22 protein-coding genes are annotated in these 21,785 nt (G+C 60.7%); 16 read left to right on the forward strand and 6 right to left on the reverse strand.

The window, feature by feature from the left end:
* Nucleotides 1-54: 54 nt before the first annotated feature.
* From RCF49_RS21820 to RCF49_RS21840, 5 genes are all read left to right on the forward strand, one after another.
* Nucleotides 55-747, forward strand: coding sequence for a metal-dependent hydrolase (locus tag RCF49_RS21820; RefSeq protein ID WP_342641885.1), 693 nt, complete (start codon nt 55-57; stop codon nt 745-747).
* A 203-nt stretch (nt 748-950) separates the two neighbouring features.
* Nucleotides 951-1,658 (forward strand): GNAT family N-acetyltransferase, encoded by a 708-nt coding sequence (locus tag RCF49_RS21825; protein ID WP_342641886.1) that lies wholly within the window; start codon nt 951-953, stop codon nt 1,656-1,658.
* A gap of 145 nt (nt 1,659-1,803) precedes the next feature.
* Entirely contained in the window at nt 1,804-2,421 is a 618-nt protein-coding gene (locus RCF49_RS21830; RefSeq protein ID WP_342641887.1) for a helix-turn-helix domain-containing protein, read from the forward strand.
* Between the two features lie 102 nt (nt 2,422-2,523).
* On the forward strand, nt 2,524-3,987 hold the full coding sequence (gene betB, locus RCF49_RS21835) for a betaine-aldehyde dehydrogenase (RefSeq protein WP_342641888.1): 1,464 nt from the start codon (nt 2,524-2,526) through the stop codon (nt 3,985-3,987).
* Nucleotides 3,988-4,301: 314 nt separating this feature from the next.
* Nucleotides 4,302-5,381, forward strand: coding sequence for a sensor histidine kinase (locus RCF49_RS21840; protein ID WP_342641889.1), 1,080 nt, complete (start codon nt 4,302-4,304; stop codon nt 5,379-5,381).
* 40 nt (nt 5,382-5,421) lie between these two features.
* Here the strand turns inward: RCF49_RS21840 and RCF49_RS21845 are convergent, their stop codons facing one another.
* From RCF49_RS21845 to RCF49_RS21860, 4 genes are all read right to left on the reverse strand, one after another.
* Entirely contained in the window at nt 5,422-6,843 is a 1,422-nt protein-coding gene (locus tag RCF49_RS21845; protein ID WP_342641890.1) for a porin, read from the reverse strand.
* Nucleotides 6,844-7,025: 182 nt separating this feature from the next.
* On the reverse strand, nt 7,026-7,166 hold the full coding sequence (locus RCF49_RS21850) for a hypothetical protein (protein WP_342641891.1): 141 nt from the start codon (nt 7,164-7,166) through the stop codon (nt 7,026-7,028).
* Between the two features lie 358 nt (nt 7,167-7,524).
* Nucleotides 7,525-8,382: an alpha/beta fold hydrolase gene (locus RCF49_RS21855; protein ID WP_342641892.1), complete on the reverse strand. Its 858-nt coding sequence runs from the start codon at nt 8,380-8,382 to the stop codon at nt 7,525-7,527.
* A 19-nt stretch (nt 8,383-8,401) separates the two neighbouring features.
* Nucleotides 8,402-10,588, reverse strand: coding sequence for a transglycosylase SLT domain-containing protein (locus tag RCF49_RS21860; RefSeq protein ID WP_342641893.1), 2,187 nt, complete (start codon nt 10,586-10,588; stop codon nt 8,402-8,404).
* A 228-nt stretch (nt 10,589-10,816) separates the two neighbouring features.
* On the opposite strand from RCF49_RS21860, the gene dapA reads away from it, so the two are divergent.
* Together dapA and smpB are read left to right on the forward strand one after the other, a co-directional pair.
* Complete coding sequence (gene dapA / locus RCF49_RS21865) at nt 10,817-11,695, forward strand: 4-hydroxy-tetrahydrodipicolinate synthase (protein ID WP_342641894.1); 879 nt, start codon at nt 10,817-10,819, stop codon at nt 11,693-11,695.
* Nucleotides 11,696-11,703: 8 nt separating this feature from the next.
* Nucleotides 11,704-12,189 (forward strand): SsrA-binding protein SmpB, encoded by a 486-nt coding sequence (smpB, locus tag RCF49_RS21870; RefSeq protein ID WP_342641895.1) that lies wholly within the window; start codon nt 11,704-11,706, stop codon nt 12,187-12,189.
* 44 nt (nt 12,190-12,233) lie between these two features.
* On the opposite strand, the gene RCF49_RS21875 is transcribed toward smpB, so the two are convergent.
* Both RCF49_RS21875 and RCF49_RS21880 read right to left on the reverse strand, forming a co-directional pair.
* Nucleotides 12,234-12,890: a uracil-DNA glycosylase gene (locus RCF49_RS21875; protein ID WP_342641896.1), complete on the reverse strand. Its 657-nt coding sequence runs from the start codon at nt 12,888-12,890 to the stop codon at nt 12,234-12,236.
* A 26-nt stretch (nt 12,891-12,916) separates the two neighbouring features.
* A complete protein-coding gene (locus RCF49_RS21880) occupies nt 12,917-13,522 on the reverse strand; it encodes an NYN domain-containing protein (RefSeq protein ID WP_342641897.1) in 606 nt (201 codons plus the stop codon).
* A 220-nt stretch (nt 13,523-13,742) separates the two neighbouring features.
* Between RCF49_RS21880 and folK the strand changes: the two genes are divergently transcribed.
* The 9 genes from folK to era all read left to right on the forward strand — a co-directional run bounded on the left by folK (nt 13,743) and on the right by era (nt 21,774).
* Nucleotides 13,743-14,255: a 2-amino-4-hydroxy-6-hydroxymethyldihydropteridine diphosphokinase gene (gene folK, locus RCF49_RS21885; RefSeq protein ID WP_342641898.1), complete on the forward strand. Its 513-nt coding sequence runs from the start codon at nt 13,743-13,745 to the stop codon at nt 14,253-14,255.
* 93 nt (nt 14,256-14,348) lie between these two features.
* Nucleotides 14,349-14,939 carry a L,D-transpeptidase gene (locus RCF49_RS21890; protein WP_342641899.1) on the forward strand — a complete coding sequence of 197 codons (591 nt, stop codon included), beginning with the start codon at nt 14,349-14,351 and terminating at the stop codon, nt 14,937-14,939.
* Between the two features lie 199 nt (nt 14,940-15,138).
* Nucleotides 15,139-15,546, forward strand: a complete 408-nt coding sequence (gene rpoZ, locus RCF49_RS21895) for a DNA-directed RNA polymerase subunit omega (protein WP_342641900.1) — start codon at nt 15,139-15,141, stop codon at nt 15,544-15,546.
* A 180-nt stretch (nt 15,547-15,726) separates the two neighbouring features.
* A complete protein-coding gene (locus tag RCF49_RS21900; RefSeq protein ID WP_342641901.1) occupies nt 15,727-17,928 on the forward strand; it encodes a RelA/SpoT family protein in 2,202 nt (733 codons plus the stop codon).
* A 139-nt stretch (nt 17,929-18,067) separates the two neighbouring features.
* Nucleotides 18,068-18,697, forward strand: a complete 630-nt coding sequence (locus tag RCF49_RS21905; RefSeq protein WP_342641902.1) for a DUF2062 domain-containing protein — start codon at nt 18,068-18,070, stop codon at nt 18,695-18,697.
* The gene (gene acpS, locus RCF49_RS21910) at nt 18,694-19,119 is read left to right on the forward strand and encodes a holo-ACP synthase (protein ID WP_342641903.1); all 426 of its coding nucleotides are present in this window, start codon (nt 18,694-18,696) and stop codon (nt 19,117-19,119) included. Before RCF49_RS21905 ends, acpS begins: the two co-directional genes overlap by 4 nt.
* Nucleotides 19,120-19,286: 167 nt before the next feature.
* A complete protein-coding gene (lepB, locus tag RCF49_RS21915; protein WP_342641904.1) occupies nt 19,287-20,084 on the forward strand; it encodes a signal peptidase I in 798 nt (265 codons plus the stop codon).
* Nucleotides 20,084-20,818, forward strand: coding sequence for a ribonuclease III (gene rnc, locus RCF49_RS21920; RefSeq protein WP_342641905.1), 735 nt, complete (start codon nt 20,084-20,086; stop codon nt 20,816-20,818). Before lepB ends, rnc begins: the two co-directional genes overlap by 1 nt.
* Complete coding sequence (gene era, locus RCF49_RS21925; protein ID WP_342641906.1) at nt 20,815-21,774, forward strand: GTPase Era; 960 nt, start codon at nt 20,815-20,817, stop codon at nt 21,772-21,774. The genes rnc and era overlap by 4 nt, the downstream gene beginning before the upstream one ends.
* Nucleotides 21,775-21,785: the final 11 nt, after the last annotated feature.

A 21,785-nucleotide genomic window follows, 5' to 3' on the forward strand; every position in this document is an offset into this window, starting at 1 on the left:
ACCCTCTGATCCAGTTCTATGTCTTATTGCCATACAGATGATTGGGATCCGCACATGAAAATCACTTGGCTCGGGCACTCCGCCTTCCGAATTGAGACCGGATCGAGTGTGCTGCTCATCGATCCGTTCCTGGGCGCCTTCAATGGTGACATTGCCACCGCCACGGCCGGTGCGACCCATATCGCGCTCACCCATGGCCATGACGATCATGTCGGTGACACCGTCTCGATCGCCAAGTCCAACAATGCGACCGTGATCGCGGTTTTCGAGCTTGCTGCCTATCTCCAGAAGAAGGGTGCGCCGGCCGCCGAATACGCCAATACCGGTGGCATGATCACCACACCGGACTTTGATGTGACCTTCGTCAGGGCCGATCACTCGTCATCGACCACGGGCGAGAATGGCGAGACCATCTATCTCGGCAATCCCTGCGGCCTTGTGATCACCACCCGCGAGGGCAAGACCATCTACCACATGGGCGATACGGACATCTTCAGCGACATGGCGCTGATCGCCGAGATCCACAAGCCCGATATCGGCATCGTTCCGATCGGCGACCGCTTCACCATGGGCCCTAAAGTGGCGGCGCTGGCCTGCACCAAGTTCTTCAATTTCTCCGTGATCCTGCCTGCTCATTATAAGACCTTCCCGCCTCTGGTGCAGACACCGCAGCCTTTTATTGAGGCGCTCGGGGCCGCCGGCAGCAAGGTGAAGGCCCTCTCGAGCGGCGAGAGTATTACCGTATAGGGCGGGGTGAAAGGCTTATGGCGTCTCGTTCAAAGGCTGGCGGGAAGAGCCGGGCCACGACACAGGGGACAACTGCGCGAAGCAGGAAGGGTGCCGTCGCTGCGGCGCCCAAGCGCGAGCATGGGCGGGGCAAGGGCGCTGCGCAAAGCGCGGCGCCTCCCACAGAAAGCGCAAGGGAAAAGACCACGCGGCCGGTTGGCCCAGTGGTTGATCCGCTGCCGCCTGGGCGCCGGCCGGACGGTCGCATTCTGTTCGGCCGCACCGTGACGCTTGAGCGGGTCGATCCAGCGCTCCATGCCCGCGATCTCTTCGATGCATCCCATGATGGCCGGGATCCGGAAGGCACGCTGTGGACCTATATGGCATTCGGGCCCTGGTCCGGTTTTGCGGCCTTCGAGGCCTGGCTCCAGGCCTTTGCCGCTGACCGAGAGCTCTGCACCTATTCCATCGTGCCCCGCGCGAGCCGCAAGCCTGCCGGCATGGCGTCCTACATGAATATGCGCCCCGCCGCAGGCGTCATGGAGATCGGCAATATCTGGCTTGCACCGCGCCTTCAGAGGACCCGAGAGGCAACGGAATCGATCTTCCTCCTGATGCGCCATGCCTTCGAGGATCTGGGCTGTCGTCGGCTCGAATGGAAATGCGATGCCCTCAATGCGCCATCGCGCGCCGCAGCCGAGCGTTTCGGCTTCACCTTTGAAGGCATCTTTCGCAAGCACATGATCGTCAAAGGACGCAGCCGGGACACCGCGTGGTTCTCGATCATCGATGAGGAGTGGCCCAGGCTTCGTGCGGGTTTCCTCGCTTGGCTGGCGGACGACAATTTCGATGCCGAGGGCCGGCAGAAGCGGGCGCTGACGGCCTGCTTTCCGGAAAACGAACTGAGGACCGAAAGCGCGAAGCACGCCTAACCCGTTCGCTCTTTCATACAAAGCAGCGCCGAACCTCAGGTTCATGCTCACTTCTTGCGGATAATTCCGAGAACGCGCATATAGTTGCTCAGCAGCCTATACTCTCGTTCGATTTGCAGAACGCTTGATCCGAGGAAAAGTGAGAATGTCAACCCGCCGACGCCGCACCGGCGATAATTCGGAAGTGGAGATCGCACCGGCTTTAGGCAAGACCATCCAGCGGCTCCGGAAGGCCTACAACATGTCCTTAGGTGAGCTCTCCGAGCAATCGGGTGTTGCCAAGTCCATCATATCCCAGATCGAGCGCAACGAGACCAATCCGACCATCGGCACGGTCTGGCGCCTATCCCGCGCGCTTGATATTACCCTGGACGAGGCCCTCAAGGTCGACACGCGGGAAAACTTCCTTCAGCATCAGACCCGGGCTGGCATTCCGGTGCTCACCAGCGAGGATGGCCTGTGCACGCTGTTCATTATTGGTGCGCTGCCCCTTGTTGAATTTTTCCAGGTCTATGACTTTCACAGCAAGCCGGGCGCGGTGCTGGAGTCTGATCCCCACCAGGCCGGTTCCGAGGAGCATCTCTCGGTGCTCTCGGGCACTCTCGAGGTGACCATCGATGCCGAAACGCGCACGATCAGGGCGGGCGAGACCTTGCGTTACCGGGGCGATCGTGCTCATCGCATTCACAATCCCGGCAGCGAAGACGCTCATGCGACAATGGTGGTCGTGCTGAGAACACCTGTGTCGGAGGACAAGGGCTAGGCTTCGTTGCGGTCTGTGCTGCGAGGCCGGTCGCGGCGGTTGATGCTGCCCTGACCTGCTGGGCTTGCACTGCGACCTGCCTGGACGAATTGGGAAGCCCAAGTGAGCCCGCCATCGAAGATTGAGAACTATATCGGAGGCACCTATCGCCCATCGGCCGGCAACGAGCGTTTCGAAACCCGCAATCCTGCCACCGGTGAAGTCCTGGCTGTCATTGAACAAGCCGTTGTGGCCGACCTCGAGGCAGCCCTCGAATCTGCCGATGCAGGCCTCGCACAATGGCGTGAGCTGACCGGCGCCGAGCGTGGCCGAATTTTGCGCAGAGCTGCGGATCTGTTGCGGGCACGCAATGAAGACCTTGCCAGGCTGGAGGTGCTCGATACGGGCAAGCCGCTGCAGGAAGCTCTCGCGGTCGATATTCTCTCTGGCGCTGATTGTCTGGAATACTTTGGCGGGATTGCCCCGGCCATTCATGGCGATCATTACCAGCTCGGCGCCAATTTCGCCTATACGCGACGCGAAGCCTTAGGCGTCTGCGCCGGGATCGGGGCGTGGAACTACCCCATGCAGATCGCCTGCTGGAAATCCGCACCGGCTCTTGCCTGCGGCAATGCCATGATCTTCAAGCCGGCCGAGCTCACGCCGCTGACCGCCGCCAAGCTCGCGGAAATCTATACCGAAGCGGGTCTGCCTCCGGGTGTCTTCAACGTCGTCCAGGGTGATGCCCGCGTCGGGCGCTGGCTCACCTCGGCGCCGGGCATCGCCAAGGTCTCGCTCACAGGCGAGGTCGGCACGGGTAAGGCGGTCATGGCCGCCGCCGCTGGAACTCTGAAGCAGGTCACCTTGGAGCTCGGCGGCAAGTCGCCCATCATCATTTTCGATGACGCGGATCTCGATTCTGCCGTGTCGGGCGCCATTCTTGGCAACTTCTACACCCAGGGCGAAATCTGCTCCAACGGAACCCGTGTCTTTGTCCAGCGGCCGGTGCTCGATGCATTTCTCTCCAAGGTCACGACCCGTGCAGAGCGGATCCGGATCGGCAATCCCATGGATCCGGAAACCCAGCTCGGCGCTATGATCTCCGAAGACCACGGACGCAAGGTCATGGCCTATATCGAGGCAGGCAAGCGGGAGGGAGCCCGCCTGGTCTGCGGCGGCAGGCGTGCTACCGTGCAGGGCTGTGAGCAAGGCTGGTTCATCGAGCCGACCATCTTCACCGACTGCACGGACGACATGACCATCGTCCGTGAGGAAATCTTCGGGCCGGTGATGTCTGTCTTAAGCTTCGAGACCGAGGACGAGGTGATCGTGCGGGCCAATGACACTCTTTTCGGCCTGTCGGCGGGCGTGTTCACCAGGGACCTTACGCGCGGGCATCGCGTCATCGCGGCGCTCGAGGCTGGCACCTGCTGGATCAACACCTATAACATCACACCCATCGAAATCCCGTTCGGCGGCTACAAGCAGTCGGGAATCGGCCGGGAGAATTCTCTAGCCGCGATCAATCACTACACCCAACTCAAGACGGTCTATGTAGAAACGGGCAAGCTCTCGGCACCTTATTGAGGTGCTGCTCCAAAAACCGGGAACATTTGTCCAATGGTGGCGTTTTCCCGGGCATGATGACCGACAGGAACACCGAAACCGAACATGACGCCAGGCCGACCCTCTCACCCAACGAGGCGAGGCAGGCTGAACCGCGGCACAATGTAAGAATTGTGCTGTTTACCGCTTTGATATTAGTCGTCGTTAGTTTCTCGATATTGTTCTTCTCGTATCAATAAGAGGGGGGCAGCCACCGGCTCTCTGCCTCTCTTCGCGGGAAGTCGAGCTGTCGCGGCGGCTGAAATGTCGAGAGATCCGGCGGATGCACCTGCACGATGCTTTTTCGTGACATTCCGACGATGAACCAGCAAGACCAGATCCAGCATCTGATCAGCGCCGCGGAATGTGCACATATTTCAGTGTTCGTGCAGGACCGCGACCTGCGTTATGTCTGGATGGTCAACCCACCATTGGGGCTTGAACCGGACTGCTTTATGGGCCGTACCGATGCTGAGCTGTTCAGCAAAACGACGGTGGCCCAGCTTGAGCCCATCAAACACAAAGTGATGCTGACGGGGCGCCGTCGGCGCGATGACGTTTTCGTCGATCTGCCCACTGGGGAGCGGCGCTGGTACAGTGTCTGCGTTGACGCTTGGCGCTTGCCCGATGGCACCGTAGCCGGGGTGAGTGGCTCCTGGATCGACGTTACAGAGCAGCGGCGGCTGGATGAGCGCATCCTGGTGCTCATGCGCGAGGTGGCGCATCGCTCCAAGAATATGCTGTCCATCGTGCAGGGGCTCGCGAATCAGACGGCGAAGACCAGCGCCAATGTGAGAGACTTCATTGGCAAGTTCACCGGGCGCTTGCTATCCCTTGGCCACGCGCAGGATCTGCTCACCGCCACGGACTGGCGCGGAGCCTCCATTGCCGAGCTGGTCAAGTTTCAGCTTGGCCCCTATCTCGACGCCTATGGCAACCGGATAGAAACCCGGGGCAGGCGGCTCATGCTAAAATCGAACGCGGCCCAATATTTAGGGCTGGCCTTGCATGAGCTGGTCACGAATGCCGTGAAGCATGGAACCTTGTCGGAACCCGGGGGAACCGTATCCCTGGCCTGGCGGCTGATCGCCTCCAAATCCGATGGAAAGCAGTATTTCGTGCTGGTTTGGAACGAGCGAGGCCGCAAGAAGCTAATGTCGGATTGGGAGGGAGGGAGCGGCGGTTTCGGCCGAACCATGCTGACCCGAATCGCACCGCAGGCGGTGCAAGGCGAAGCAACGATACGGTTCAGGCCGGAAGGCATTATCTACCGGTTGACCGCACCGCTGGAAGAGATCGTGGTGAATGGTTGGATTTATCGCAAGGCCGCCGGCTATCCATCCGGCGGTGATACACCGCCGGAGCTTGAAAGGTGAGGTCCTTCTCTGATGGCGACCGATCTGAGCTCTTGATCATTCAGAAGAAGAACCATGCCCCGAATTGGCCGCGGATATTATCGCCCCGTCGCACTCTGCCAGTGTCCGCAGCATCATAATATTCTCTCTCCGCATAGATGATTTCCCAGCCGAGCCGCAGCTCGTTCACGGGATTCCAGATGATATTGCCATGGATGCTCATCACCTCTCGGTTGAGGTGATTGGCGGGAGCGCCCAGTATTGCTGCGTGCTTGATGTCACCGCGATCGGGTCTTGCCATACCCCAACCGATATTCACGCTCGTCGTATCGGTGACCGGGATGCCTACGCCAGCAAACAGACCCAGCGCCGAAATGGTCGACATCTTGCCCGTGGTTGGGTCGACCCAATAGGCAGGCCCGTTGCCAAGGATGTAATTCCCGACCCCATCTCCGTAGATGACGCTCGTCGAAAACGTTGCAAGGTCGGCGAGATTGATCGTTGCGGCGCCCTGGACCACCCATCCCAGCGCATCATCGCTGCGGAATGCGCCAAGCTGCCTTTCCGTCACGAATCGCCGGCCGGCTGCTGAGATAAGGAATTGATGGCCGCCTGGCGAATCATATTGCCAGCGTCCGCTGACATCCGGCATGTCATCATTTCGCCCGCGAGCGTAGATCCACTCATTCTCACCGCTTGAATCCTCTACGGCCACGGCGAAGGTTTGTGGTCCGTTGCGATAAGTGAGCCGGAGCTGTCCCACCCGGGTTGTGCCGAGAAGTCCAACCGGCCCGTTGAAGTCGACTGTGGTGATGCCGGTGATCAGCGACATGAAGTTGCGCCATGTCTGACCCGCACCGAATGTCCAATTGGGCGTGATGTCCCATTCACCCCAGGCGTGCCGCATACGGAAGTCGACACCGCCGAAACTGCCACCGCTATAGAAGTCGCCTTCTATGAGAGTGCGAATCTGACCAATTGCCGTGTCCGATTTGGACTGAATGCGGAAGCGAGTCTGGCGAGCATGGAGCCGGACATGTTTCCGATCATATCGATCATCGAAAATTTGGGAATAGTCGAAATAGTCTCCCAGGTCCTGGCGGAAGTCATAGATGAAATCGCCTTTCACATAGCCTGAGACCGTCACTTCGTGGACCGGGGTGGGCAAATCCGCGGTTGGCGTCACCGCGATCGTCAGTCCGCGGCTGCTGGGCAGCCAGTCGCCCGCACGATCAACCGTCCAGTTGGATGCTGCTCCCGTTCCACGCTGTAATGTGATGGCACTCGGCGTCCTGGAGGGCACGACGCTCGGCTCGTGCGTGCTTTCCTCGTCCTGAGCGGCTTCAAGCTCGATGATGCGGCTTTCGAGAGCGTTGAGCTCTGCCGTTAAGGCTGCGAGCTCGTCGGCCTCGGCAGCAATGCCTGTTGCGCACAACGCGGCGCCGGCGAGCGCCAATGTCCTGACTCTGTGCTCGATGTCCATCTCTGTCCTCCGCGTTGCTTTGACCGATGCCGGTTTTGCGTGCGGGCGTTCGGTTATGCAACTTATGCGAGAATAGAGGGCTAGAGTCACATTTTTGAAGTCTATTAACGAATAGTTTCTCTTCTTCGATCGGCAGCGTGGTCCGAAAGTCACAATCGGATCGATCGAGCATGAGCCCCTGGTTAGAAAAAGAACCAGGCGCCGAACTGGCTCTTTAGATCACTGGTCGAGTTCTGCCGCGCGGGGTCGGCCGCGGAGAGGGCAGTATTGCCGTGATGGCCTTCTGACACCTTCGCGTAATGCGAGGAGGGAATCGTGCTCATTTTGCGCTGCAGCCAGGCGGGAATGAGAGTGTTCCGGGCCGCAGGTCCCGCTGAGCTCTCGGCAGGCAGAAAAACCTCTCCCCGTGCTGTGTTGATGTCTTCCGCAGCGCATTGTGTGGAGATCAGCGCCAATCCGACACATGAAATAACCGACCGGCGAAGCACCTCTATGCTACGACCCATTAAATGACCCTCGCGGAAACCGGCCGCGCAACGGCACGAACAGAAATGTCGAACTCACACGCACTGCGTGTATTCTGGGAAAATTGCTATAAGCCTTAGTAAACAGCCCTCGCTGCAGGCGTGTGGCAGCGCGCCTGACCTCGCGTTTAGCGATTCGAAGAAAGGCGGAAGCGCTCTAGCTCAGGAAGCTCACAATCGCTTGCGCTGCATCCGGCTCGTCAAGGAATGGGGCATGCCCCCGGCCGGGGATGGTGAGAGCAGCGACCCGATGATGCCGGGCCACCATGCGCCGGAGGGTAAGGGGCGAGAGCAGGTCGGATGCCGCACCCCGGATGACCAGCACTGGGCGCGCGGCGAGCGCATCGAAAGGCTGCCAGAGCGCGGGCAGGAGCCCGGCCCGGAGTGATGCCTCATCAGGCAGGGTATTGGCCAGAAGCGGGTCGTAATCGAGCACGGGGCGGCCGTGATCATCCCGATAAAGGCGGCGCGCAAATTCCAGCCAATCCTCCCGGCTCAGCCCTGTGAACTCGGGGAACCTCAGCGCAAGCTCTGCCGTAGCCTTAGCCCAGTCGGGAGCGGGTTGCCGTCCCACATGGCCCTTGATCCTGATCAGGCCGTCAGCCTCGATCACCGGGCCAATATCGTTGAGGACACAGCGCCGGATCAGCATCGGCGCGGCCATTGCCATCAGCATCGCGATGATGCCGCCGCGCGATGTACCGATGATATCGACCTCGCTGAGACCGAGATCCTGCAGCAAGACCAGGATGTCCTGCAGCTCCACCTGGGGCGTATAGAGCTGCCAGGCGCAGTAATCGGAAAGGCCCCGGCCGCGATAATCCGGCACGATCACGCGTCGGCTTGCTGCTAGCTGTGTGGCGATGGAATGGAAATCCCTGCCATTGCGGGTGAGGCCCGCAAGGCAGAGAACGGGAGGATGCTGAGCCCGGATCTGCGGCCCGAATTCCCGGGCCACCAGCTTTAGTCCGTCGCCGCTTCGATAGGTGATGAGACGCGACGACCTGTCATTCATGCCGAGCCCGTGATGATCCCTATTGGCAGGCGATCAGACCGGCAATCGAGGTGACGTTGTTGCAATTGGCCGCTGCCGGCGCGATGCCGGTGTCATCGCCATTGCCTGTGGCGCGCCCCGCCGCGGCGACGGGCGCCTCGGAAGTCGAGGATGTCATGGCGACAGCTCCACCACGGGAGATTTCAGCCGTCATGCCCCGGATCGTATTGGGCGCCAATCGCGAGCGATAGACCATGACATTGGCCATGATCTTCTTCACGTAATTGCGTGTCTCCTCGAACGGGATCGACTCCACCCAGTCCACAGGGTCGATTTCGCCTTTGCGCGGGTCGCCAAACCGGGCATTCCATTCACTCACCCGGCGTGGTCCCGCATTATAAGCAACCAGCGTCATGATGTACGACCCATCGAAGCCGTCCACCAGATCCTTGAGATGAGCCGTGCCGAGCTGCAGGCTGTAGATCGGATCGGTGAGCTTCGACGCGCTGTAGCTTTGCTTGTGCTGACGCGCCACCAGTTGCGCCGTGCCCGGCATGATCTGCATCAGGCCGCGCGCACCCGCACCGCTTGCGGCGCGTGGGTTGAACTCGCTCTCCTGCCGGATCACCCCATACATCAGAGCCGGATCGACCGGATCGGTGATATGGTTGAATTTCGGAATGGCATTCACCGGATAGGCATAGGCGCCGAGGTCGAAGCCTTTGCGTGCCGCGAGCCTTGCGCACCGCAGCGCAAGATGCGGGGCATTCATACGCCAGGCAATGGTGGCAATAGCAGCCGCTTCATCCTGGCTCTGCGCATTGCTGATAGCCGTGCTGAAGAACTGCGGAACCAGCCGGTCGTAACCTGCCTTGTTCAGCAGTTGGGCTGCGGCCATGAGCTCATTCCTGCTTGCGACCGACGAGACGAAACTGTCCGAGATCTGCGGCACACCGCTAACCGGCAGCGGCTTGTTGCCGGCCCCTAGACGGTCGCGGGCGAGCAATCCGTAATAGCTATAGTGATAGCGTGCGGCCGCCGAGAAATGCGCTTGCGCACCGGCTTTGTCGCCCAGCGCGAGCTTCGTGCGCCCAAGCCAATACTCCGCTTCCGAGATGGTCTCGTCATACTTGGCCTCTCGCCGGAGCTGCTCGAAATGCGGAAGCGCCTGGCGCGCATTCTTGAGATAGCGCAGCGAGATCCAGCCTGCGAGGAATTCTCCCTCGTGCAGCCCCGAGCCTTCCGTATATCCATGCGACCGCACCAGGCGATAGGCCTCGGTCCATGCTTGGGGGGCGTTCGGCGCCAGCGCAAAACGGGCGAGCAGCCGCTTCTCAATCCACCATGCTTCCGGATTGTCGAACTCGCCGGGCGCGGGATTGACCGTTGCCGCGATTTGCCGTGCTTTCGCTTCCTGGCCGTCGCGCCGGTAATAGCGCACGAGCGGGTAGAGTGCGACCGGTTGGCTGCGTAGGTTCGCCGGCAGGCTGTTGAGCAGCTTCACGCCGGAGGCGGAGCCCGCAAACAGCGCCTTGACCGCCTGCACCAGTTGGACATGAGCGTTCGAGATGCGAGCAGCCGTCCGCGCGGCAGCGGCCGTGTCCTGCTCATAGATCAGCCGCACCAGCCGGCGCCGATTATCGCTATCGCTGATGAGCGATCCGAACTCCTGCAGGACCCGCTTCTCGCCCTCTGCGGAAAAATCGGTCTCGCGCCATGCCTTGCCCACCCAGCGTGCGGCCTCCGTCTTATTTCCTTCCGCGAGATAGAGGCGGGCGAGCGCCAGCATTCCCGCAAAGCTCACTGGCTGGTTCCGGGAATAATAGCTGCGCAAGACGGATGCCGAAGGCGGATTGTCGTAGAAGCTGCGCTCGAGCCTACGCATGATCAGCGTGCGCTGAGGCCAATCCGGGTTCTCCTGCAGGAAGGCAATGATCCGTTCAGGGCCGACATCGGGCGAACCGCTTTGCACGAACAGCCATTCGACCACCTTGCGCTCGATCGGACTGAGCTTGCGCGCAAGGGCCTGCGCCTCATTATGCTTGCCCGACAGCGTGCCACCCACGGCCGCAGCAAAGCTGCCGCTCGCTTGGGCTGCTGCGGGAATGGAAGCGACCGGGCCTAGAAGAAGCGTGGCCGCTATGCAGGCAGCCAACAGTCCCCGTCTGCGATCGCGCCCCGTTCTCACGCGCGAAAACTTGCTGTCGGCAATGACTGGCATGCTCATGATTGAACCAATGTGACCGAATTCCCCCGAAGACGCGAGCCCTTTTCGAGCGCGGTAAGGCGCTTTTAAGGGCTGACCGAATATCGTCGAAACTAGTTGCTTCATCGTTACACATACACATCAGAGAGTGGACCAAGCGTCCGACTTGCCGCGACGGGCGTGAGGGACTATTGTCGCCACACCCTGCAAGGGCCATGCCGTGCAGGCGAAAAAGCTTGGGAGATAAGGATGTTCAAGGGTTCGATCACAGCTTTGATCACCCCAATGCGCGATGGCGCAGTCGACGAGAAGGCATTTCAGGATTTCGTCGAGTGGCAGATCAAAGAAGGGACCCACGGCATCGTCCCGGTGGGCACAACCGGTGAATCACCAACGCTTGATCACAACGAGCACGAGCGTGTGATTTCTCTCGCGGTAGAGGCCGCGGCAGGTCGCGTTCCCGTCATGGCCGGCACGGGCTCGAACAGCACCGATGAGGCGATTTCGCTCACCCGCTTTGCCAAGCAGGCAAAGGCCGACGCGGCGCTCGTCGTCGTGCCCTATTATAACAAGCCGACCCAGGAGGGGCTCTACCAGCACTTCCGGGCAGTGGCTTCGGCCGCTGATATTCCGATTTTCGTCTATAACGTGCCGAGCCGGACCGTCACCAATATTTCGGTCGAAACGCTGGCAAGGCTTGCCAAGGACGTGCCGAACATCGTCGGCGTGAAGGATGCCACCTCTGACCTGTCGCGGGCGACGCTCCAGCGCATTCAGATCGGGCCCGATTTCGTGCAGCTCTCCGGTGAGGATGCGAGCACCTTGGGCTTCATGGCCCATGGCGGCCACGGCGCGATCTCCGTCACAGCCAATGTGGCGCCCCGTCTCTGTTCTGAATTCCAGGAAGCCTGCTTGGCCGGCGACTTCATCAAGGCTCGTGCGATCCAGGATCGCCTGATGCCCCTGCACGCCGCTTTATTTGTGGAAACAAGTCCTGCGCCCGTGAAATATGCTGCGAGCCTCTTGGGCCGTGCGACGGCGGAACTGCGTCTGCCCCTCGTTGAGACCACCGAATCCACCCGCCGGCAGGTTGAGGATGCGATGCGCCATGCTGGCCTGCTCAACTGATAACAGGAATGGCTAAGCAGCAAACCGCAGCAAAGGGAGGAGCGCGTCTCGTCGTCGCCGATAACCGGCGGGCGCGCTTTGACTATGAGATCATGGAGACCTTCGAGGCCGGACTTGCGCTGCAGGGCACCGAGGTGAAAAGCCTGCGCGAAGGAAAGGCCGGCTTGGGCGAATCCTATGCGACCGTTGAGGGCGAGGAGCTCAAGCTCATCAACGCTTATATTCCCGAATATGGGCAGGGCAACCGCTTCAATCACGAGCCGCGCCGCCCGCGCAAACTGCTTCTGCATCGCCGCCAGATCGACCGGCTGGCGGGAGCGATCCAGAAGGAGGGGCTCACGGTCGTGCCCCTTCGCATCTATTTCAACGAGCGCGGCCTCGCCAAGGCCGAGGTGGCGCTTGCTCGCGGCCGCAAGGCCCATGACAAGCGCGAGCATCTCAAAGAGCGCTCTTGGGAGCGCGAAAAGGCCCGGTTGCTCCGCGATCACAGCTGAGGCCGTGCCGACCGGTCCCGGCCAAGCCTTCTGGGGGATAAGTCCTAAGCCGGTGCGCGCGCCCGTGCGGCTGCAGCACCGATCACATCTGCAAACATTTGCGCTGTGAGCCTGTTCGTCTGCGTATTGTACCGCGAGCAGTGATAGGTGTCGTAGAGCGTAAAGCGCGGCAGTTCATGAACGGCACCATGCGCGAAGCGATAGGCCGAGCGCTTGAGCCCCAAGGCGATCAGCACCGCATCGTGAGCAATCCGGCCAAGGGCGACGATCACCTTAACCTGCGGCCGTGCCGCAAGCGTTGCCGCGAAGAACCGGTTGCAAGTGTTGATCTCGAGTGGCGTGGGCTTGTTTTCCGGCGGCACGCAACGCACCGAATTCGCAATCACGCAATCCTTGAGAACGAGGCCATCATCGGGCCGGGCCGCATATTGGCCCTCGGCGAGGCCAAAACGCAGCAGCGTGGAATAAAGCAGATCACCAGCGTAATCGCCGGTGAAGGGGCGGCCGGTGCGATTGGCGCCCTTGAGGCCGGGTGCGAGCCCAGCGATCAGCAGGCGAGCATCCGGATCGCCAAAATTGGCAACCGGCGCATTGTGCCAATCGGGATGCGCAGCGCGCGCTTTGGCGCGAAAGGCTGCGAGCCTCGGACACAGCGGACAATCGCGCGAGGGCTCCGTCGCGGTGGGCGTGGGGACTGTCATCTAAGATCTAAAATGAACACTCAAACTTAAATATCGGCAAAATCCTCGAAATCATCATCGCGCGAACCGAAGGACTCATCGCGTTTCGCAGGCTCTCGCTCGCTCGGCTCACGTCCGATTTCCGCCCGTAGATCCATGATATCGATGAACTGGTCGGCCTGTCGCCGCAGATCATCTGAGACCATCGGCGGCTTCGTCGCAAGTGTCGAAACGACGCTGACCTTGAGCCCACGCCGCTGCACGGCCTCGACCAAGCTGCGGAAATCCCCATCGCCCGAGAACAGGATCACATGGTCGAGATTGGCTGACATTTCCATCACATCGACGGCCAGTTCGATGTCCATATTGCCCTTTATCTTGCGCCTTCCGAGCGAATCCGTGAATTCCCGTGTCGGCTTGGTGACAACCGAATAGCCGTTGTAGTCAAGCCAATCGATCAGCGGTCGGATCGGCGAATATTCGGAGTCATCGACGAGCGCCGTGTAATAGATTGCACGAACAAGCCGCCCTTGTTTACGGAACAGGCTGAGCAGGCGCTTGTAATCGATGTCAAAGCCAAGAGCCTTGGCCGTGGCATAGAGGTTTGCGCCGTCAATAAATAGGGCGGTTCTTTCGCCCGGATAAAAGAACATGGGGTCTCCTGAATTCCGTGAAACGGGCCGACTATGCTCAAATCGACATGACGGGCCGCCCGTTCCGCTTGTTGGCTCGTCAAGCGCGATCGCGGAGGTTATTCCTCAAGACCAAGCTGAACAAAGCCGTTATAAGCGACTTTTCATTGTTGTAACAGCGTTCAATATCATTGCAGCTTAAGTTATGGACCATTCATGCGCGCCCCGGATACTCGTCGGATTGGGCAGCAATCTCCATGGCCCCTGGGGGGCGCCGGCGCAGGCTGTCAAGGAGGCCCTGCACAGATTCGCCCAATATGGGATTGAGATCACCAAGTGTTCGACGATCATCTCGACCGCGCCCTATGGCAAGACCGATCAGCCGGTTTTCGCCAATGCTGTGGCGGCCATCCATACCCATCTCCCGCCGCTCGCCCTGTTGCAGCGCTTGCATATGATTGAAGCCGCTGCAGGACGGCGTCGGGCTGTACGCTGGGGGCCGCGCGCCCTCGACCTCGATCTGCTCTGTTATTACGAGATCACCACCCCCGGCAAATCCCCTCAGCAATGGCGGAGCGAGCGCCGGCATCCCCTTGTTCTACCTCATCCCGAGCTGCATTTGCGGCCCTTCGTGCTCGAGCCGATCCGGGAAATTGCACCCTTCTGGCATCATCCGGTGAACGGACTGACCGCTGCGGACATGAGCCGAGCCTTGCCGGCCGCACGCGAGGGAAGGGTGCTTGGCCGGGCGTGATGCTTCTCTTGATCGCGCGGGTCGCCGGGACCAATCCCGTACGACTGGTTAATAGTCTTGAAACGCACATTGTGCTTTTTTGCGCAGATCTGAATGGATTGCAGGGGGCAGGCTGTGCAGAAAATCGTCTCTGTAATATCGGGTGTGTCGCTGCTCGCCGCATTGGCGGCCTTTGAGCCGGCGATTGCCCAATCTCGCTACAATTTCTCCGCCGCGATTCCGGATCGGTCGGCCTATTCAAAAAGCTATGCGGGCAAGCAGGTGATCGCCTATGACGGCGCGCATAAGCCCGGGACCATTGTGGTACGCACGGGCGAGCGTCGGCTCTATTACATCCTGCCCGATGGCCGCGCCTTGGCTTACGGCATCGGCGTCGGTCGCGAAGGCTTCACCTGGAAGGGGACCCATCGCGTGACTCGCAAGGCCGAATGGCCGGGGTGGACGCCGCCTCCCGCCATGCGCAAGCGTCAGCCGGGACTGCCTGTCCACATGCCCGGCGGGGCGGACAATCCTCTTGGCGCCCGTGCACTCTATATCGGCAACACCATGTATCGCATCCATGGGACGAGCCAGCCTTGGACCATCGGCCAGGCGGTCTCGAGCGGATGCATTCGGATGCTCAATGAAGAGGTCATCGACCTCTATTCGCGCGTCGAGGTTGGCGCAAAGGTCGTGGTCGAGTAGTGGTGAGACGGCGGACGCACAGATCCCGCCCTTGCCTTTGCTGGCGAACGACCATAAATAGAAGTTTGATCCAGGCTTAAGGCGTGCATGGTCACACGATCGTGTTTGCGCCTTATCTCTTCGTCAAAGGCGCATGGGCCCGCTCGCAGCAACGCATCTGCGGGGCACTCATGCATTAGACCATGAGGAGGCGAGCCGTATGGCGCGCGTCACCGTAGAAGATTGCATTCAGAAGGTTCCAAACCGCTTCGAGCTGGTTTTGCTGGCTGGTCATCGCGCGCGCTCGATCGCGCAGGGCTCGCCCCTGACCGTCGATCGCGACAATGACAAGAATCCGGTCGTCGCGCTGCGTGAGATTGCCGACGGCACCGTGGACAAAGATGACCTCTCCGAGGATCTGATCCATTCCATGCAGAAATATGTGGAGGTCGATGAGCCGGAGCCGGAGACGGTTCCACAGATTGCTCTTCCGGCCAATCCCACCAAGTTCTCCGATAGCGACGATGATGATGTCGTCTTCGATCGGATGAGCGAGGAAGACCTGCTGCGCGGCCTCGAAGGCCTGCCGCCTGCCGAGAGTCCCGGCAGCTCGCGTTCGGGCCTTTAAGGCACGGGCGAGGTCTCAGGCATCCGGGCGACCGTCGGGGACCCGGAAAGCCCTGATGATGCTGCAGCGTTGACTGGACCGGAGTCTCGGCAAAGACGGGCTCCGGTCTTTTCCTTTTAACGGGTTGTGTTTCATCATCGGCGACCGCGCCGCAACTGTCAGCCAGAGTTATGAACGGCGATGATGCGCCAATACGAGCTTGTCGAGCGGGTTCTCAGCTACAATCCCGATGCCGATGAAGCGCTGCTGAACAAGGCCTATGTCTATGCAATGCGTGCTCATGGCGCGCAGAAGCGTGCATCCGGCGCGCCTTATTTTTCTCATCCCCTCGAAGTTGCCGCCCTTCTAACCGAGCTCAAGCTCGACGATGCCACGATCGCCGCGGCCCTGCTGCACGATGTCGTTGAAGACACCGGCACGACCGAGAAGGAAATAGAGGAGATCTTCGGCCCCGAGATTGCATCCCTCGTCGATGGCCTGACCAAGATCAAGAAGCTCGACCTCGCCACCAAGGAAGCAGCCCAGGCTGAAAATCTGCGCAAGCTGCTGGTGGCGATCTCCGAAGACATCCGGGTGCTTCTGGTGAAGCTTGCCGATCGCCTGCACAATATGCGGACGATCGAGCATATGAGCCCGGAGAAGCGGGTTCGCATCGCCCAGGAGACCATGGACATCTATGCGCCGCTGGCCGGGCGCATGGGCATGCAGCAGATGCGGGAGGAACTCGATGATTTGGCCTTCCGCGTGCTCAATCCCGACGCCCACAGCACCATCATCGCCCGCCTGCAGCGGCTGCGCGTGGAAAGTGGCGACGTCCTGGCCGAGATCGAAGAGGCGCTCCGCTCCAAGCTCGCTGACCATGCGATAGAGGCGCAGGTGACCGGCCGCGAAAAGCGGCCTTACGCGATCTGGCGGAAGATGGAGCGCAAGCACATCACGCTCGACCAGCTGTCCGATATCTACGGCTTCCGGGTGATCGTCAAAACGGTCGATGAATGTTACCGGGCGCTTGGCATCGTGCATCAGACCTGGCGCGTGGTGCCAGGGCGCTTCAAGGACTACATCTCCAACCCCAAGCAGAATGGCTATCGCTCGATCCACACCACCGTGATCGGGCCGCATCGTCAGCGTGTCGAGTTGCAGGTGCGGACCAAGGACATGCATGACGTCGCTGAGCGAGGCGTTGCCTCCCATGCGCTCTATAAAGATCTTGGCAGCGGCGACGGCGACCGTCCCGGGGCGGTGCCTCTGGAGCGCGATTCCACCGCCTATCAGTGGCTGCGCCACCTCGTCGAGATGCTCTCCGAAGGGGCGAGCCCCAAGGAGTTCCTGGAACATACCAAGCTCGAGCTATTTCAGGACCAGGTCTATTGCTTCACTCCGAAAGGCGCTCTGATCGCCCTCCCTCGTGGGGCAACCCCGATCGACTTCGCTTATGCCGTGCACACGGATATTGGCGATAGTTGCGTTGGCTGCCGCATCAATGGCCGCCATGCTCCCCTGATCACCGAGCTCGAGAATGGCGACGAGGTGGAGATCATCCGCTCCAAGGCGCAGACCCCGCCTGCCGCATGGGAAGCCTTCGCCATTACCGGTAAGGCGCGCGCCGCGATCCGCCGGGCAACGAAGCTTGCCGTGCGCCGTCAATATGCCGATCTCGGTCGCGAGATGCTCGAGCGCACCTTGAAACAGGTCAATCATCCCTATGACGAGGCGGAGATCGAGGCGGCGCTGCCCCGGCTCGGCCTGAAGAACCAGTCCTTGCCGGATGTGCTGGCCGCGATCGGCCGGGGTGAAATCGCGCGCGATGATCTGCTCAAGGCGATGCGGATCAACGATGGCGAAACATCGGCAGCCTCGGGGGGCAGGTTGCGGGGGCTTGCCCGTGTGATCGGCCTGCCCAAGGTACTCAACCGCCAGCAGCCTCAGCCCGATGCGATCCCGATCCGCGGCTCCTCCGGCCTGCCGCTCAAATTTGCCGAAAGCATCGGTGCGGTTCCCGGTGAGCGCATCGTCGGCATCTTGACCCCCGGCGAGGGGATCACTGTCTTTCCGATTTTCGCAAAGGATCTCAAGAACTACGATGATGAGCCGGAGCGGTGGATTGATCTGGCCTGGGATGTCGACCCCGGGTCTACCCAGCACTTCGCCGCGGTGATCAACGTGATGATCATCAACGAGATCGGCGCGCTCGCCCAGGTGACCCAAGCCATTGGTGAGAACGACGGCAATATCCAGAATCTGCAAATGAAGGCGCAAGGGCCCGGCTTCTATGATCTGAAGATCGTGGTCGAAGTCGCCGATATCAAACATTTGAGCCGCATCATTGCCGCATTGAAGCAACGGCCGCTCGTCTCCAATGTGGTCCGGGCAACAGGCTGATGGCTGTGCTCTGTAATCTGGCGGTTGTTGCGCTATCTTTGGACGACGAGCGTTATGAGACTGGTGGCACATCACCACCGGCGAACAGCCGGTGGAGAGCGGCAAAACGCGTAATACGAGCGGGCGAGTAACCCAGACGATGCTCTTCTCACGACGAGACAAGGCAGATTTTCGGCAGCAACTGCGAGACTGGGTCTGGCCCCGTCGTGGTTGGCGCCGGGCCGGTGCCTATATCTGGCACCGGATCGCTCGCATCTCGGAATCACCTCATCGCATTGCCCTTGGCATTGCGAGCGGTGTTTTCGTCTCTTTCACGCCCTTTCTCGGCTTTCACATCCTGCTGGCAGCGCTCATCGCTCTGATCATCAAGGGGCATGTGCTGGCCTCGGCCTTTGGCACGCTCATCGGCAATCCCGTGACCTTTCCGATGATCTGGATCGGATCCTACAATCTCGGCATCAAGCTTTTGGGACGGGTGCCCAGCGAGACGGTGACCGTGACCTGGCCGCCCGATGTATCAGGTCCGATGCTCGAGAGTTCGGCCCGCACCTGGCATGATCTCTGGCACGTGGTGGAGCCGGTCCTTCTGCCGATGACGGTGGGTGGCTGCCTCCTGGGCTTGGCCTTTGCGACTTTGAGTTACTATATTACCCGCGTCGGCGTCGCGGCCTACCAGTCTCGCCGCCGTGAACTGCGCTTCCGCCGCCGGGTTGCTCTTCGGCATCCGGAATTAGCGGATGGCGGCGATATTGATGATAGGCGGCTATGATTCTCGGCATCGGCAATGACGTGATCGACATCAGGCGTGTCGAGCGATCGCTTGAGCGCTTCGGCGAGCGTTTCACCAGCCGGATCTTCACCGATATCGAGCGGCGCAAGTCTGACCGCCGCGCAGCTCGCGCAGCCTCCTATGCCAAACGTTTCGCCGCCAAGGAAGCCTGCTCCAAGGCATTGGGAACGGGCTTTCGCAAAGGCGTTTACTGGCGCGATCTCGGGGTGGTGAACGAGCCATCCGGTCGCCCCACCATGGTGCTCACCGGCAACGCGCGGGCTCATCTCGACCGCATGACCCCCGAGGGTTGCCGTGCCGTCGTCCACCTCACCATCACCGATGATTATCCCTATGCCCACGCATTCGTGATCATCAGCGCAGAGCCGATTTCCGGAGTGAACGCGATTGCCGCGGAATGACCGGCGATAGGCAAATCGTGGCGAGGGCGCAACATGACGCGCAGCCTGTTATGCTGCGCCGCAATGGCGTTTGCTTAACACATGTCGAAGGTCTATACGGGACGAGGCTATGGACGGGAAGCGGCGTCGATCATGTGCACCGGTAAGTACAGTATGAAGCGGCAGAAATGACGTCGATGACAGAACATTCGGAAAAGAAAGCCGCTGGTGGCGCCTGGGAACTGATCCGCGTCATCGTTCATGCTCTGATCATCGCCTTTGTCATCCGAACCTTCCTGTTCCAGCCCTTCAATATCCCGTCCGGCTCGATGATCCCGACCCTGCTGGTCGGCGATTACCTGTTCGTCTCGAAATTCGCCTACGGCTACAGCCGATACTCCTTCACCTTCTCCCTCGACATGTTTGGCAACCGCGTCTTCAAGATCGGGCCATTGCCGTTCAACGGGCGCATTCTGGCAAGCCAGCCCGAGCGGGGAGACGTGGCCGTCTTCAAGCTGCCGACCGATAATGAGACCGATTACATCAAGCGGGTCATCGGTCTGCCCGGTGACCATATCCAGGTCCAGAGCGGCGTTCTCTACATCAACGGCGAACCGGTGAAACGCGAGCTCGCCGGCGACGTGATGCAGCCGGACGCCTATGGGACCGAGCGGCCGGTGCGGCGGTATAAGGAAACGCTGCCCAATGGCGTGAGTTATTTCACGCTCGACCTCTACGACAACTCACCCGGCGACAATACGCGCGAATATGTTGTGCCGCCCGGCCATTATTTCATGATGGGCGACAATCGCGACAATTCGACCGACAGTCGCTTCCTCGGGCAGGTGGGCTATGTCCCCTTCGAGAACTTCGTTGGCAAGGCGGAGATCATCTTCTTCTCGCACGAACCTGACGCCTCGCTGCTCGCGGTGTGGGACTGGCCCTGGGTGATCCGTTGGGACCGGTTCTTCACACTGCTCCATTGATGGCTGAGCACCGCGCAAACCCTGGGAAACTCACCAAGCTTGCGGAGCGGATTGGCCATCAATTCGCGCATCCGGAGCTGCTTGAGCGTGCCGTCACTCATGCGAGCTATCCGGCTCTGCGCCGAAAGCTGCAGGCCCGCATGGCCGATCAGGACGCGACCCACGACAATGAGCGGTTGGAATTTCTCGGTGATCGCGTGCTCGCCCTGATCATTGCAGAGGAGCTCTTTAAGTGCTTCCCCGCGAGCGCCGAAGGAGAGCTGGCGCCAAGGCTGAATGCCCTCGTGCGCAAGGAAACCTGCGCAGACGTGGCGCGCAGCCTGGATCTTGGCCGCTTTCTTCGCCTCGGCTCCAGTGAAGCTGCCGCGGGCGGGCGAACCAAGACCGCCATCCTCGGCAATGCCGTGGAAGCAGTAATCGCCGCAATCTATCTTGACGGCGGGATCGAAGCGGCGCGTGCCTTCATTTCCAGATATTGGCGCCCCCATTTCGATGGCATCAGCGTCATGGCCAAGGATCGCAAGAGCGCGCTGCAGGAATGGGCGCAAGGTCGCGGTCTGCCGGCCCCGGTCTACCGGGAGGTTGCACGCACGGGTCCCGACCATGCGCCGCTGTTCAAGATCGAGGTTGCGATCGAGGGCTATCCTGTGCAGGAGGGCGAGGGCACGTCCAAGCGCGCGGCCGAGCAGGCAGCCGCCCATGCCTTTATCGCCCGTGAGGAATTGGATCGATGAGCGAGCCGGACGATGATGTGAGCCCGAATGTGCCGGAAAAAGAGGGGGAGGGCACGCGCTGCGGCTTCGTTGCCCTGATCGGCGCCCCCAATGCCGGCAAATCGACGCTGATCAACGCGCTGGTCGGTACCAAGGTCGCGATCGTCACACCGAAAGTGCAAACCACGCGCGCGCCGCTTCGTGGCATCGCTCTGATTGGCAAGAGCCAGATCATTCTCGTCGACACGCCGGGCATTTTCACGACCCGCCGTCTGCTCGACGAGGCGATGGTCGAGGCGGCCTGGGGCGGCGCGGCGGATGCGGATGTGGTGGTCTTCATTGCGGACGCGCGCCTTGGCCTTGATGATGAAGCGATGCTGGTGATTGAGGGGCTGGAGAAGACCGGGCTTACGGCTCATCTCGTGCTGAACAAGATCGACTTGGTGAAGCGGGAAGACTTGCTTGCCACCACCCGCGCCTTCAACGAGCGCTTTGCCTTCGGCCACACCTTCATGATTTCGGCCCTCAACAGCGATGGCATCGAAAAGCTGAAAACCTTCCTTGCTGAAGCCGTACCTGAGGGACCCTGGCTCTACCCTGAAGATCAGGTGGCCGATGCGCCCTTGCGTCAGCTCGCCGCCGAGCTCACCCGCGAGCAGATCTATCTCAAGCTGCATCAGGAGCTGCCCTATGCCTCGACCGTTGAGACGGAGGCATGGACAGAACAGTCAGACGGCTCCGTCCGGATCGATCAGGTCGTCTATGTGGAGCGCGACGGCCAGAAGAAGATCGTGCTCGGCAAGGGCGGCCAGACCATCAAGCACATCGGCCAGGCGGCAAGGCGCGAGCTTGAGGCCTTTCTCGACCGGCGCGTTCACCTCTTCCTGTTCGTCAAGGTGCGGGAGAAATGGGCGCAGGATCCGGAGCGCTTGCGCATGATGGGACTCGACATGCCGGGGCGAACCGGCAAGAGCTGACGGCAAGGCTT

This window comes from Rhodoligotrophos sp. CJ14, assembly GCF_038811545.1.
Taxonomy (GTDB): Bacteria; Pseudomonadota; Alphaproteobacteria; order Rhizobiales; family Im1; genus Rhodoligotrophos; species Rhodoligotrophos ferricapiens.

Coding starts and splice junctions, on each gene's coding strand:
- RCF49_RS21845 (WP_342641890.1), bottom strand. CDS start 6,843: ATGGACATCGAGCACAGAGTCAGGACATTGGCGCTCGCCGGCGCCGCG.
- rpoZ (WP_342641900.1), top strand. CDS start 15,139: ATGGCGCGCGTCACCGTAGAAGATTGCATTCAGAAGGTTCCAAACCGC.
- RCF49_RS21875 (WP_342641896.1), bottom strand. CDS start 12,890: ATGACAGTCCCCACGCCCACCGCGACGGAGCCCTCGCGCGATTGTCCG.
- acpS (WP_342641903.1), top strand. CDS start 18,694: ATGATTCTCGGCATCGGCAATGACGTGATCGACATCAGGCGTGTCGAG.
- RCF49_RS21840 (WP_342641889.1), top strand. CDS start 4,302: ATGCTTTTTCGTGACATTCCGACGATGAACCAGCAAGACCAGATCCAG.
- RCF49_RS21900 (WP_342641901.1), top strand. CDS start 15,727: ATGATGCGCCAATACGAGCTTGTCGAGCGGGTTCTCAGCTACAATCCC.
- dapA (WP_342641894.1), top strand. CDS start 10,817: ATGTTCAAGGGTTCGATCACAGCTTTGATCACCCCAATGCGCGATGGC.
- RCF49_RS21890 (WP_342641899.1), top strand. CDS start 14,349: ATGGATTGCAGGGGGCAGGCTGTGCAGAAAATCGTCTCTGTAATATCG.
- RCF49_RS21855 (WP_342641892.1), bottom strand. CDS start 8,382: ATGAATGACAGGTCGTCGCGTCTCATCACCTATCGAAGCGGCGACGGA.
- era (WP_342641906.1), top strand. CDS start 20,815: ATGAGCGAGCCGGACGATGATGTGAGCCCGAATGTGCCGGAAAAAGAG.
- RCF49_RS21820 (WP_342641885.1), top strand. CDS start 55: ATGAAAATCACTTGGCTCGGGCACTCCGCCTTCCGAATTGAGACCGGA.
- RCF49_RS21830 (WP_342641887.1), top strand. CDS start 1,804: ATGTCAACCCGCCGACGCCGCACCGGCGATAATTCGGAAGTGGAGATC.
- rnc (WP_342641905.1), top strand. CDS start 20,084: ATGGCTGAGCACCGCGCAAACCCTGGGAAACTCACCAAGCTTGCGGAG.
- lepB (WP_342641904.1), top strand. CDS start 19,287: ATGACGTCGATGACAGAACATTCGGAAAAGAAAGCCGCTGGTGGCGCC.
- smpB (WP_342641895.1), top strand. CDS start 11,704: ATGGCTAAGCAGCAAACCGCAGCAAAGGGAGGAGCGCGTCTCGTCGTC.
- RCF49_RS21905 (WP_342641902.1), top strand. CDS start 18,068: ATGCTCTTCTCACGACGAGACAAGGCAGATTTTCGGCAGCAACTGCGA.
- RCF49_RS21880 (WP_342641897.1), bottom strand. CDS start 13,522: ATGTTCTTTTATCCGGGCGAAAGAACCGCCCTATTTATTGACGGCGCA.
- RCF49_RS21860 (WP_342641893.1), bottom strand. CDS start 10,588: ATGAGCATGCCAGTCATTGCCGACAGCAAGTTTTCGCGCGTGAGAACG.
- RCF49_RS21850 (WP_342641891.1), bottom strand. CDS start 7,166: ATGAGCACGATTCCCTCCTCGCATTACGCGAAGGTGTCAGAAGGCCAT.